Source organism: Demequina sp. NBRC 110051 (assembly GCF_002090055.1).
Classification (GTDB): domain Bacteria; phylum Actinomycetota; class Actinomycetes; order Actinomycetales; family Demequinaceae; genus Demequina.
Window position 1 is genome coordinate 47,805 of the sequence record NZ_BBRH01000009.1, and the last position, 12,409, is coordinate 60,213.

10 protein-coding genes are annotated in these 12,409 nt (G+C 71.7%); 7 read left to right on the plus strand and 3 right to left on the minus strand.

Annotated elements, in window-relative coordinates; translation table 11 throughout:
- Positions 1-38: 38 nt before the first annotated feature.
- The 3 genes from B7K20_RS04015 to B7K20_RS04025 are packed head-to-tail and all read right to left on the minus strand — an operon-like array spanning position 39 to position 2,766.
- The gene (locus B7K20_RS04015; protein WP_084100749.1) at positions 39-1,148 is read right to left on the minus strand and encodes a Gfo/Idh/MocA family protein; all 1,110 of its coding nucleotides are present in this window, start codon (positions 1,146-1,148) and stop codon (positions 39-41) included.
- Positions 1,145-1,858 (minus strand): cupin domain-containing protein, encoded by a 714-nt coding sequence (locus B7K20_RS04020; protein ID WP_084100752.1) that lies wholly within the window; start codon positions 1,856-1,858, stop codon positions 1,145-1,147. The genes B7K20_RS04015 and B7K20_RS04020 overlap by 4 nt, the downstream gene beginning before the upstream one ends.
- Positions 1,855-2,766 (minus strand): PmoA family protein, encoded by a 912-nt coding sequence (locus tag B7K20_RS04025; RefSeq protein WP_234985707.1) that lies wholly within the window; start codon positions 2,764-2,766, stop codon positions 1,855-1,857. Before B7K20_RS04025 ends, B7K20_RS04020 begins: the two co-directional genes overlap by 4 nt.
- A 223-nt stretch (positions 2,767-2,989) precedes the next feature.
- Here B7K20_RS04025 and B7K20_RS04030 point away from each other — a divergent pair, with 223 nt between their 5' ends.
- From B7K20_RS04030 to B7K20_RS04060, 7 genes are all read left to right on the plus strand, one after another.
- Positions 2,990-4,048: a LacI family DNA-binding transcriptional regulator gene (locus B7K20_RS04030; RefSeq protein WP_234985708.1), complete on the plus strand. Its 1,059-nt coding sequence runs from the start codon at positions 2,990-2,992 to the stop codon at positions 4,046-4,048.
- 426 nt (positions 4,049-4,474) lie between these two features.
- Positions 4,475-5,659, plus strand: a complete 1,185-nt coding sequence (locus tag B7K20_RS04035) for a Gfo/Idh/MocA family protein (RefSeq protein ID WP_084101063.1) — start codon at positions 4,475-4,477, stop codon at positions 5,657-5,659.
- 8 nt (positions 5,660-5,667) lie between these two features.
- The gene (locus B7K20_RS04040; protein WP_084100761.1) at positions 5,668-6,834 is read left to right on the plus strand and encodes a dihydrodipicolinate synthase family protein; all 1,167 of its coding nucleotides are present in this window, start codon (positions 5,668-5,670) and stop codon (positions 6,832-6,834) included.
- Positions 6,831-7,694, plus strand: coding sequence for a sugar phosphate isomerase/epimerase (locus B7K20_RS04045; RefSeq protein ID WP_084100764.1), 864 nt, complete (start codon positions 6,831-6,833; stop codon positions 7,692-7,694). The genes B7K20_RS04040 and B7K20_RS04045 overlap by 4 nt, the downstream gene beginning before the upstream one ends.
- A gap of 36 nt (positions 7,695-7,730) precedes the next feature.
- On the plus strand, positions 7,731-8,378 hold the full coding sequence (locus B7K20_RS04050) for a nucleoside triphosphate pyrophosphatase (protein WP_084100767.1): 648 nt from the start codon (positions 7,731-7,733) through the stop codon (positions 8,376-8,378).
- Between the two features lie 232 nt (positions 8,379-8,610).
- Positions 8,611-10,401: a biotin carboxylase N-terminal domain-containing protein gene (locus B7K20_RS04055; protein WP_084101065.1), complete on the plus strand. Its 1,791-nt coding sequence runs from the start codon at positions 8,611-8,613 to the stop codon at positions 10,399-10,401.
- Positions 10,402-10,452: 51 nt separating this feature from the next.
- The gene (locus tag B7K20_RS04060; protein ID WP_084100770.1) at positions 10,453-12,396 is read left to right on the plus strand and encodes a hypothetical protein; all 1,944 of its coding nucleotides are present in this window, start codon (positions 10,453-10,455) and stop codon (positions 12,394-12,396) included.
- The last annotated feature ends 13 nt before the right edge of the window (positions 12,397-12,409 follow it).

A 12,409-nucleotide genomic window follows, 5' to 3' on the forward strand; every position in this document is an offset into this window, starting at 1 on the left:
CCAGAGTTGGGAGCGCTCGGCGCACGGCTCGTGCCGGGTCAGCAGACGTCGTCACCCACGTGCCCCGGCCTGCGCTCGTTCACCGGCGCCTCAAGGCTCGCCATCCGTGCCCCGTCCGCGCGCAGCAGCGCCGGCGTCACTCGCGAACCGTCGTGAGCGGCCGACGAGTACACCGCCGTGACAATCTCGAAGGAGCGGGCCGGTTCGGAGGCCTCGGGAGGCAACGGCTCACCCGTCACGAGCGCGCCATAGACACCGCGCAGTAGCGGCACATGCCCGCTGGGCTCCTCGACACTCGGAAACGCCCACGCACCCACCTCCGCCTCGTCCACGCCCGGAGCAGGGGTGATGCGCCAATGGTCGTGCCCGTGGCCGTAAAGGTGCTCGAGCGAGACGGTCGCCTTTTCCGTGTCGATCCTGATCGCGCTGACCTCACGCGGCGAGACCGCCGACGTCACCACGGTGGCGACGGCGCCCGATGCGAACGCCACTGTCGCCGTCGACGAGTCCTCGGTGCCCGTCTCGCGTCCCACGCGCCACAGGTCCGCCCGCACCGACTCCCACTCGCCCAGCAGATAGGCGAGAAGGTCGATCTGGTGAATCGCGTGCCCGAGGGTGGGACCTCCCCCCTCGGTCGCCCACGATCCGCGCCACGGCACGTCGAAGTAGGCCTGGTCGCGGAACCACAGCGTCTGGCACACGGCGACGAGCGGACGGCCCAGCGCGCCGGATTCCAGCAGGCCCTTGACGTGGGCGGCCGCCGTGCCGGTGCGCTGCTGGAAGACGATGGCGAGACGCCGGTCGGTGCGTTCCGAGGCCGCGATCATCGCGTCGAGCTCCGCAAGCGACAGTGCGGCGGGCTTCTCACACACCACATGCGCGCCCGCCTCCATCGCGGCGATCGCCTGGGGTGCATGCACGCCGGGCGGCGTACAGATGTGGACCACGTCGGGCGTCGCCGTCGTCAGCAGCGCGTCGAGATCCGGGAAGCTCTCTCCCCCATGGGTGTCGACGAAGCGCTGCGCCGAGTCCGGATCGCGGTCCGTCACGCCCATGAGCTCGACCCCGTCGAGCGCCGCGAGGGCCTGAGCGTGGGCGTGGGCGATAGCGCCCGTGCCCACAATGGCGGCGCGCAGGGTGGCGGTCATGATTCTCCTTCGAGGGTGAGGGTGGTGAGAAGTCCGCACATGCCGAAGTCCGGCGCGGTGGCGGGGCGGGTGACACGGCCGGCGGCGAGCGTCTCACCCGAGCCCGCGGCGAGAGCCGCAAAGGCGGCTTCCGCCTGGCTCGCCTGGGAGGCGAGGCTCTGTTCCCATGTGTCTTTCCAGCGGCCGATGCGGTGGCTCACCAACGCGGCCGCCCTGCGGTGGAGAAGGGCGACGGCGGCGGGGTCCGCCTGGCCGCCGTGGCCGAGGGCCGCGTAGCCCTCGACCGCGAGGTCACGCCGGCGTTGGGCCGCGGCGAGGCGCTCGCTTGCGCTTGCCTCGGGTCCTGGAAGGGTCGCGGCAGCCGCGTAGGCCTCGGGGTTCGCGAGGATGTCGTCGGGAAAGGTCATCACCGCGTCGCCCGCCTCGGGCAGGCCCGCATGCGACATCACGACGCGCAGGTGCAGTCCGCCCAGGTTGACGGCGCGGTGGACCACGCCCGGCGTGAACCACACCGTGTCGCCGGGCGCCAGGGGCGTGCTCGCGGCGCCGTCCGCATCGACCGTGTGGAGCTCGCCGCACCCGGCGACCACCAGATAAGCCTCGCTCGCCACCGTGTGCAGGTGCGGGGTGCCGCCGGCGAGGCCGTCGGGAGCCACCGAGGTGTATACCTCGAGGGCGCTCACCGAGGCGCCCGCGGGAAAGTCGCTCACGACCCCGCGTCCCAGCGAGAGGTGACGGACGCCGCGACCCCCGCCGCGGCATCGGCCGTCAGAGAGCCGTCGGCCACGACCACGCCGTAGCGTTCGCGGATGGTCTCCCCCGGCGCCACCTCGCGCTCGGTCGAGAAGAATGGGGCCGGACACAGACACGCGAACTGTTCGGTGCGGGCGAACCACTCGGGCGGGTGCGCGGCGTTGGTGGGGTCGTCGATCATGAGCAGGGTCGACGTGCGGTCGACCTCGTCGTGGCGGCCGCGGAAGCCCATCCACGGGGCGCGCGTGCCGCGCATCTCCTCGCCACCCTCGCCCGCCGGCGACAGGATGGTGCCGCCCGTGAACGAGCGCGGGCCGCGCCAGAACAGGCCTCCGTAACCCGCGTTCTCGCGCCCGCGGGTGGTGGGCGAGCCGATCGAAATGGAGCGCCCTGTGGCGTTGCGCATCTGGGTCTCGAACGTCAGCAACCAGGCGTCGTCGTCGAGCACCAAGGCGCCGATCGCGCGAGCCTCCGTGAAGACCAGCTCGCCGGCCTCGGTGACCCAGTCGAGGGTCTCGACGATGCGGGCCTTGCGACCCGAGTCGAGCGCCGCGAAGCCCACGTGGACCTGCTCGCCGTTGTTCGGCAGCTGCACGTAGCCCTCGCCGCGCACATAGGTGGGGCCGCCCCAGAAGTTCTCGTCTCCCACCACCGGCAGGGACCACGCGATGCCCTTGTGCCACACGTGGTCGTGCGGGCGAAACAGGGTGACGACCGCGCCCCCGAGCGTACGGATGGGGCTGAGGTAGGGCCGGGGCGACTCGAGCGTCACGTCGGTGGGGCGGTACACGTAGTGGGCGAGATCGCGGCCGGCGTGGGTCAGCACCACGCGGTCACCGCGGTCGTCCAGGACGATGTCGGTCAACGTCGACCTTCTTCCTGCGGGGCGTCCGTCGCCCGGCATCGATGTTGCGGAAAGCGCTCTCCACCCTAGGGGGCGATCCGCGCGGCGTCCATGACATCCGCGCGCCGTCGTGCCAGGCTAGGGGAAAGCCACGGGTTCGGCGGCGTCAATGGCGACGGCGTCGGGCTTGTGTTTCCTCATCTTGGTGGAGCATCGGCCATGCCCACCCGTCGAAAGGCCTCTCGTGACCGACACCGCACGCACCTCCCCCGTCACGCTTCACGACGTGGCACGGGAGGCGGGAGTGTCGCTCGCGACGGCCTCGCGCTCACTCAACGGCTCCACGCGCAACGTCAAGGCCGCGAACCGCGAACGCGTCCTCGAGGCCGCCGAGCGCCTGGGCTATAGCGCCAACGCCTCGGCCCAGGCGGTCGCGCGCGGGACCACCACGACCGTCGCGCTGCTGGTCGGCGACATTGCCGACCCGTACTTCTCGTCGATCGCCGCCGGCGTGGTGGGCGCCGCGGAGGACCACCACCTGGTCGTCACCATGGCCGAGACCAGGCGTGACACCGCACGCGAGGTGGAGATGGTGCGCGCCCTGCGCGGCCAGCGCCCCCGCGCGATCATCCTGGCGGCATCGCGCCGGCTGGGCGACCCGCATGCGGCGGCGCTCGCCGAGGAACTCGCCAAATACGAGGCCGGCGGTGGACGCGTGGTCTTCATCTCCACGGTGGACGCCCCGTTCCGGATGCTGCACGTCGACAACGCCGGCGGCGCCCAAGCCCTGGGTTCTGAGCTGGCCGCCATGGGCTACCGCGAGGTCGCGATCCTCGCGGGCCCCGGCGACGGCGCCGAGGTGATGCCGCTGCGGACCTCCGAGGACCGCCTCACCGGTTTCCGCGAGGGGCTCGCTTCCCACGGCGTGGATGTCCCGGCATCTCGCGTGATTTCCACCGCCTTCACGCGCGACGGGGGTTACGAGGGGATGCAGCAGCTCATCGGCACCTTCGGCTCCGATCTGGGCGGAATCGACCTCGTGTTCGCCGTCAACGACGTCATGGCGGTGGGAGCGATGAGTGCCGCGCGCGACGCGGGGCTGGTGCCGGGACGCGACGTCGCCGTCGCCGGCTTCGACGACATCCCCACCCTGCGCGACGTCACCCCGCGCCTGACCACCGCAAGCCTGCCGCTCGAGCGCGTGGGCGAGGAGGCGCTGGCACTGGCTCTCGCGGAGGAGCCCGGCTCGCCCGCCCTCCTCGAGGCCGAGGTCGCGATCCGCGAGTCGACGCCGGGGCGTTAGGTCGTTGGTCGGCGGGCAGTAGCCCAGCACCGCTCGCCCCCTCCGCACGTTTACCGCGCACCCCTCCCGCACCCGCACCGCGCCGAGGGCCACGCTTCCCTTGAGGAGGCTGGTGCGAGTGGCGACGCAGAAACTCGCACCCACCTCCTCACAGGATGCACAGGCCCGGAGCCGGTCGCGGCATCCCGCCCGGCACTCAGCGCCCGCCCCCAACGTCGCGCCTACCAGCCCACTTGCGTCGCAGCGCCATTCCTGCGTACCATGCGGTAAACGCTTTCCAAATGGGGAAAGGCGGGCGCATGGCCATCGCGGCCACACCGCGCGCCCCGCCCGCCACCGATCACATATCAGCCCGACGGCAACGAGGCCGCCGGCGCCCCACACAGTGAGGACCACACCGTGACCACGCAAACCATTGGCATCATCATGAACGGCGTCTCGGGACGCATGGGCTACCGCCAGCACCTGGTGCGCTCCATCCTCGCCATCCGCGACGCGGGCGGCGTGGAACTGCCCGACGGCTCGAAGGTCCAGGTAGAGCCCCTCCTCGTGGGCCGTTCCGAGGCCAAGCTCGCCGAGCTCGCGAAGAAGCACGACATCGAGCACTACACCACCAACCTCGACGAGGCACTGGCGGACGACCGCTGGCAGATCTACGCCGACTTCCTCGTCACCAAGGCCCGCGCCGCCGCGATCAAGAAGGCCATCGCGGCCGGCAAGGCCATCTACACCGAGAAGCCCACCGCGGAGTCCTTCGACGAGGCCCTTGAGCTCGCGCGCCTCGCCACCGCCGCCGGCATCAAGAACGGCGTGGTCCACGACAAGCTGTACCTACCCGGCCTCATCAAGCTGCGCCGCCTCATCGACTCGGGCTTCTTTGGCCGCATCCTGTCCGTGCGCGGCGAGTTCGGCTACTGGGTCTTCGAAGGCGACTGGCACCCCTCGCAGCGCCCCTCGTGGAACTACCGCGCCGAGGACGGCGGCGGCATCGTCGTCGACATGTTCCCCCACTGGAACTACGTGCTCGAGAACCTCTTCGGACGCGTCGAGTCCGTCTATGCCCGCGCCGTCACCGAGATCCCCGAGCGCGTCGACGAGTCCGGCGAGCGCTACTCCGCCACCGCCGACGACGCCGCGTACGGCATCTTCGAGCTCGCCGGCGGCATCACCGCCCAGATCAACTCCTCCTGGACCACCCGCGTCAACCGCGACGAGCTCGTCGAGTTCCAGGTAGACGGCACGCACGGCTCGGCGGTGGTGGGCCTGTTCGGCTGCAAGATCCAGCCGCGCAACGCCACCCCCAAGCCCGTGTGGAACCCGGACCTGCGCAACGAGATCGACTTCGACTCCACCTGGGTCGAGGTGCCCGACACCGAAGAGTCGGTCAACGGCTTCCGTGCGCAGTGGGAGGAGTTCATCCGCCACGTGGTGGCCGATACCGAGCACCGCTACGACTTCCTCGCCGGCGCCCGGGGCATGCTGCTCGCCGAAAAGGGCCTCGAGTCGCACCACACGGGCGCGCGCATCGATCTCCCGGAGATCTCGGCCGAGCGCGTCCCCGACACGGCCGAGGGTGTACAGACCCCCGCCGGCGCCGTCACGGAGCGCTGACCCGCACCATGTCCGACAGCCTCACCCTGCTCGCCGTCGACGGCGCGACCAGCGCCGTCGACGTCAACGAGCCCACCGCCCTCACCCGGCCCCACGGGCCCCTGACCGCCCGCGTGGCGTACGCCGCCGCGCACGTGGTGCCCCGCGCATCGGCCGATAACACCCCTGGTCAACCGGCGGATATCGATTGGGACGCCACTCTCGCGTATCGCCACCATCTGTTCTCGTGGGGCCTGGGCGTGGCCGATGCCATGGACACCGCCCAGCGCAACATGGGCCTGGACCCGGCCGCCGTGCGCGAGCTCATCTCGCGCTCGGCGGCGGAGGCGAGCGCGGCCGGCGCGCGCATTGTCGTGGGCGTCAACACCGACCACGTCGAGGACGAGGTCATCACACTCCCGCAGGTGATCGACGCCTACAAGGAGCAGCTGTTCCACGCAGAGGACGCCGGCGCGGGCGCCGTGCTCATGGCCAGCCGTCACCTCGCGCGCGCCGCCCAGAGCGCCGACGACTACCGCCGCGTCTACGACGAGGTGCTCGCCGTCGCGAGCCAGCCGGTGGTCCTGCACTGGCTCGGCACCGCGTTCGACCCGCAGCTCGCGGGGTACTTCGGCTCCGACGACTGGCGCGTGGCGGCAGACACGGTGGTCGACATCATCGCGGGCAACCCGCAGACGGTGTCGGGCATCAAGATGAGCCTCCTGGACGCCCAGTCCGAGATCGCCGTGCGCCGCCGCCTGCCCGCGAGCGCGCGCATGTTCACGGGCGACGACTTCCACTACTGCGAGCTCATCGAGGGCGACGAGCAGGGCAGCTCGGACGCCCTGCTGGGCGCCTTCGCGGCGCTCGGACCGCATGCCTCGGGCGCGATCCAGGCCCTGGGCGAGGGCGACGTGGCCCGCTACCGCGAGATCCTTCAGCCCACCGAGGCGCTCAGCCGGCAGATCTTCGCCGCCCCCACCTTCTATTACAAGACGGGCGTCGCATTCATGTCGTGGCTGAACGGCCACCAGGAGGCATTCCAGATGGTGGGCGGCCTGCACTCCGCGCGCTCGCTGCCGCACCTGTCGCGCATCGTCGAACTCGCCAACGAGTGCGGCGCGCTTGAGCGACCCGACCTTGCGACCGCCCGCTGGCACACGCTGCTGGGCTTGAACGGAATCGAGGCCGCATGAGCGCCCACCCGCGCCTGTCGATGAACCAGGCGACCCTCAAGAAGGCGACTCTCGCGGAGGCCATCGCCGCGGTCCAGGAGGCCGGATACCAGGCCATCGGCACGTGGCGCGAGCCCGTGCAGGACGTGGGTCTCGACACCGCCGCGCGCATGATCACGGACTCGGGGCTGCGCGTTTCGACGCACTGCCGCTCGGGCTTCTTCACCATGCCCGATGGCACCGAACGCGCCGCCTCACTCGACGACAACAGGCGCGCGATCGAGGAGACGGCGGTGCTCGCCGCGGCGGGCGCCGACGGCTCACGCCCGGTCCTCGTGCTGGTGGCCGGCGGGCTCCCCGACGGCTCGCGCGACATCGTGGGCGCCCGCTCGAGGGTGGCCGATGCGCTGGCCGAGTTGGCGCCCCACGCGGCCGATGCCGGGGTCACGTTGGCGATCGAGCCGCTCCACCCCATGTACTGCTCTGACCGCGCCGTCGTCTCGACGCTGGGTCAGGCGCTCGACCTCGCGGCGCGGTTTGACCCATCGGTGGTGGGCGTCACGGTGGACACCTTCCACGTGTGGTGGGACCCGGACGTGCTGGGGCAGATCTCCCGCGCCGGCCGCGAGGGCCGCATCGCGACCTACCAGGTGTGTGACTGGGCCACCCCGCTGCCAGCCGACGTGCTGTTGGGGCGGCGCTACATGGGCGACGGCATCATCGACTTCGCCTCCCTCACCGCGGCCGTCGAGGCCACGGGGTACACCGGCGACATCGAGGTGGAGATCTTCAACCAGGACATCTGGAACGCGCCGTTCGGACAGGTCGCCCACCGCACGGCGGAGTCCTTTGCGACGACGGTGGCGGCGCACCTGTCTTGAACCGGGCCGGGAGGCGACGCCGTTAGGCTCGCGGGCATGATCGTGCCGTTCGTGCTCGCCTCCCAGTCCCCCGCCCGCCTGGCCACCCTGCGCTCGGCGGGCATCGAACCGGAGGTCCTCGTCAGCGGCGTGGACGAGGACGCGGTGCTCGCCGAGCTCCGCGCGCTCCACGAGCGCGAGGGCTGGGGCGCGCCGGATCCGGCCGATGCCGTGCTCGCCCTGGCGCGCGCCAAGGCCGAGAACGTGGCCGGCGAGTACGAGACGGATGCAATCGTGCTGGGCTGCGATTCCATGCTCGAGCTCGATGGGGAGATTCACGGCAAGCCGGGGACCCCGGACGCCGCCCGCGAACGCTGGCGCCGCATGCGCGGCCGCATCGGCGTGCTCCACACGGGCCACTGGATCGTCGACGACCGCGAGGACGGCTCGCGCGGCTCACTGGGCGCCACCTCCTCGACGACCGTCCGCTTCGCGAACCTCACCGACGACGAGATCGACGCCTACGTGGCGACGGGCGAGCCTTTGCAAGTCGCCGGGGCCTTCACGGTTGACGGCCTGGGCGGCCCCTACGTCGAGGGCATCGAGGGCGACTACCACGGCGTGGTCGGCGTCTCCCTGCCGCTGCTGCGTCACCTGCTCGCGGAGATCGAGGTGCCGATCCACGTACTGCGCGCCCAGGCATAGCCGCGACCAAAGCTCGGGCTGAAGCCCGGGCCGGAGCGACGCGAAAAGCCGACCACGGCATCGGCCATTTGTGGAACGACCACAACCTACGCGCCCGTAACCCAAGGAATCGCCAAGTTCGTTGTCGCTTTCCTACAAAGGCCGCAGGGCGGCGTGTCCCGGCAGGCCAAACTTGCCTCGCGCGCCCAGCGCGGACCGTGGCCGGGTGCGGGCCGCGCGATACCGTGACCGCGTGCCACGTTTCTCTTCCGTCCTCATCGCTAACCGAGGCGAGATCGCGGTTCGCGTCATCCGTGCCTGCGCCGACGCGGGCCTGACGTCGATCGCCGTCTACGCCGAGCCCGACCGCGATGCCCCTCACGTGCGGCTCGCCGACGAGGCCTACGCGCTGGGCGGATCGACCGCGGCGGAGACCTACCTCGACATCACGAAGATCATCGAGGTCGCCCAGCGCTCGGGCGCCCAGGCGATCCACCCGGGCTACGGTTTCTTGTCGGAGAACGCGACGTTTGCGCAGGCCGTTATCGACGCGGGGCTGGTCTGGATCGGGCCGCCGCCCGCCGCCATCGACGGACTGGGCGACAAGGTCAGCGCGCGTCACATCGCGCAGCGCGCGGGCGCCCCGCTGGTGCCCGGCACCAAGGACCCCGTCGCGAACGCCGACGAGGTCCTCGCCTTCGCCGACGAGCACGGCCTCCCCGTCGCCATCAAGGCGGCGTTCGGCGGCGGCGGCCGCGGCCTCAAGGTCGCCCGCACGCGCGAGGAGATTCCCGAGCTGTTCGACTCCGCGACCCGCGAGGCCGTCGCCGCCTTTGGCCGCGGCGAGTGCTTCGTGGAGCGCTTCCTCGACAAGCCGCGCCACGTCGAGACCCAGTGCCTGGCCGACGAGCACGGCAACGTCGTAGTCGTGTCCACACGCGACTGCTCGCTGCAGCGCCGCCACCAGAAGCTGGTCGAGGAGGCCCCCGCGCCATTCCTCACCGACGAGCAGAATCAGCGCCTGGTGGAGTCGTCGAAGGCGATCCTCACGGAGGCCGGCTATGTGGGCGCCGGCACGTGCGAGTTCCTGGTGGGCGCCGACGGCACCATCAGCTTTCTCGAGGTCAACACCCGCCTGCAGGTCGAGCACCCCGTGACCGAGGAGGTCACAGGCGTGGACCTGGTGCGCGAGCAGTTCCGCATCGCCGCCGGCGAACCCATCTCCGTCCTCGAGCCCGTCACGCGCGGCCACTCGATCGAGTTCCGCATCAACGGCGAAGACCCCGGGCGCAACTTCATGCCCGCGCCCGGCACGCTGTCCACGCTGGTGTTCCCGTCCGGCCCCGGCGTGCGCGTCGACGCAGGCGTGCGCCAGGGCGACACCGTCTCGGGCAACTTCGACTCGATGATCGCCAAGGTCATCGTCACCGGAGCGACCCGCGACGAGGCGCTCCAGCGCGCCCGCCGCGCCCTGGCCGAGATGGTCGTCGAGGGCATGCCGACGGTGGTCCCCTTCCACCGCGCGGTGCTCGATGCGCCCGAATTCACCGCTGCGGCGGGCACCTTCGGCGTCTACACCACCTGGATCGAGTCGGAGTTCGCGGAGATCGTCGCTTCGCTCGGCTCCGCGGGAGCCGGTGTCGAGGAGGCGGCCGATGCCGCGGCCACCGAGCGTGTCGTTGTCGAGGTGGGAGGCAAGCGCCTCGAAGTGGTACTGCCCGCGTCGCTCGCCCGTGCCGGGCGCGCCAACGCGCGCAGCGCTGGGGGCGCGGCTCGCCGCGCTCCGCGCCGTGCGAACGGTGGCGGCGCCCGCGCGGCCACCGGAGACTCTCTCTCTTCCCCGATGCAGGGCACCATCGTTAAGGTAGCCGTCGAGGACGGCGCGGCAGTCGAGGCCGGCGACCTCATCGTGGTGCTCGAGGCGATGAAGATGGAGCAGCCGCTCGTGGCACATAAGGCCGGTACCGTCAGCGGGCTGTCGCACGCCGTGGGCGCCTCGGTGTCCTCGGGCACGGTCATCTGCGAGATCGCCGACGCGTCGTAGGTAGCGCCGTCCGTTTCGCCGCCGCGCGCCGACGCAGGTAGCGTGACCAGCATGGACACCGCACAGCGCCGCGCCCTCGGAGTCGTCGCCGTCGCAGCCTGGCTGCTGATCGACGCGGTCCGCACGGCGGGACCGCTGCTGCTCGACATGGCTTCCCCCGGCATGACGCCGGCCCTCATCGCGGTCGGGGCCACCGCCGCGGCAGGAGCGGTCCTCGCATGGATCGCCGCCGAGGCAGGCAAGCACCTGGGCCATGGCCCCACTGTCGGGTTCGTGCTCGTCGTCGTGGCCGTGTTTCGCCTGGCACTACCCGTGTTGTCGGGGACCTGGCTCATCGGGGTCGGCCTGTACCTGGCGGCCCTCGCGCTCGCCGGCGTGGTGCTCGCGAGCCGCGTGGCGCTCGGCAACGGCGGCGGCGCCGCCGCGGTGGCCGGCACGTCACTGGGTGCCGCCGCGGCCCTCGCCGAGCAGGGCGTGCTGCGCACCTGGGACGCGCCATGGCGCGGCGATGAGTGGGGATGGAACGCCCTCGCGCTTCTCGCCGCGCTCGCGGTCGTCAACGCGGTGCGCGGCCGCCACCTCGAGCCCGCCCCCAGCTCGCGGGGCTGGTGGGCCCTGGGCCTGTATTGGTCAGCCCTCATCTACGCCTTTGCCAACGTCGCATGGGTCAATGCCCAGGCGGACGTGCGGATGTCGGGCGGCCTTGCCCTCGCGCTCGCCGGAACCCTCCTGGGCGCCCATCTCGCTTCTCAGTCGCGCGCGATGACCGAGGGCGTGCGCGTGATCTTGCTGTGCATCGGGGTCGTCGCCGCGGCGCTTGCCTTCCTCACCACGGGCACCGAGGCAGCCATCGCCCTGCCCGTCGCGACGGCCGTGGGCGCGCTGGGCGCCGCACTCGTCATTCGCCCCGGCGAGGTCTCCTCCCTTGGCCGCCTGGGCGCCTCGCTCGTCTTCATCGCGGCCATCGTGGGCCCGCTCGTGCTCGTCACCATCGACCGCACGGTCGACCTTCCCGTCCCCGCCGCCATCGTGCCCTTCGTTGCCGTCTCAGCGGTGATGATCCGGGCCGCCATGCGCGCCGGCACCGTCCCCGTGGAGCGCGCCTTGAGGGGCATATGGATCCGGCTCGGCGTCGGCGCCCTGGGCGCGGCCGCCGTCGTCACGTGGACGTGGACCGCCTACGAGCGCGAGCAAGACTTCACCGCGGACGCGATCGCCACGCCGGTGGTGGCGACCTGGAACCTTCACCAGGGCATCACGCCCTCGGCGCAGGGCGGGCCCGGGCTCGACGCCGGAGCCATCGCCGCGGCCCTCGACGGCGTCGACGTCGCCATGCTCCAAGAGGTCAGCCGCGGCTCACTCCTGGGCGGAGGCACCGACATGGTCGAGTTCCTCGCGGGCGAGACCGGCATGGTCGCCTCCTCCGCCCCGGGCCTCAGCCCCCAGGTGGGTCACGCGATCCTCACCTCCCGCCCTCACTCTGACGTGGAGGCCGACGACCTGCCCGACGGCGACGGAGCCGCCCGTACCTCGCTGTCGGTGTCCTTCATGGGCGCGACGTACGTGACAGCGACCTTCGCCGAGGACATCGACGAGGCGGGCACCGAGGCCGCCTTCATCGTCGACACCCTGGCACCCACCGGGCCCGTCGTCGTGGGCGCCGACCTCCCCGGCGATCCCGAGACGCAGACCTCGGGCCCCGCGCTCGCCACTTTTGCGGACGGCGGCTTCGACGCCGTCGCGACCGGCACGGCCACGGTCGATGGCGAGGCCATCGCCGAGGTCGGCGTGCTCGTGGGCCGCGAGGCGACGTTCGCGGATACGGCCGTCCTGGCGACCGCTGGCTCCGACCACGCCCCTCTCGTCGCGACGGTCGCCGTGGCCGATGCCGTGGAGCCGGTCGAGGACGAGGACCTTGGCGACGGCACCGGCGAGGAGCCGGACCAGAACGCCAGCCCGACCCCGTCGCCCTCCGTCAGCGTCAGCGCCGAGTAGGGCGTGGGAACTG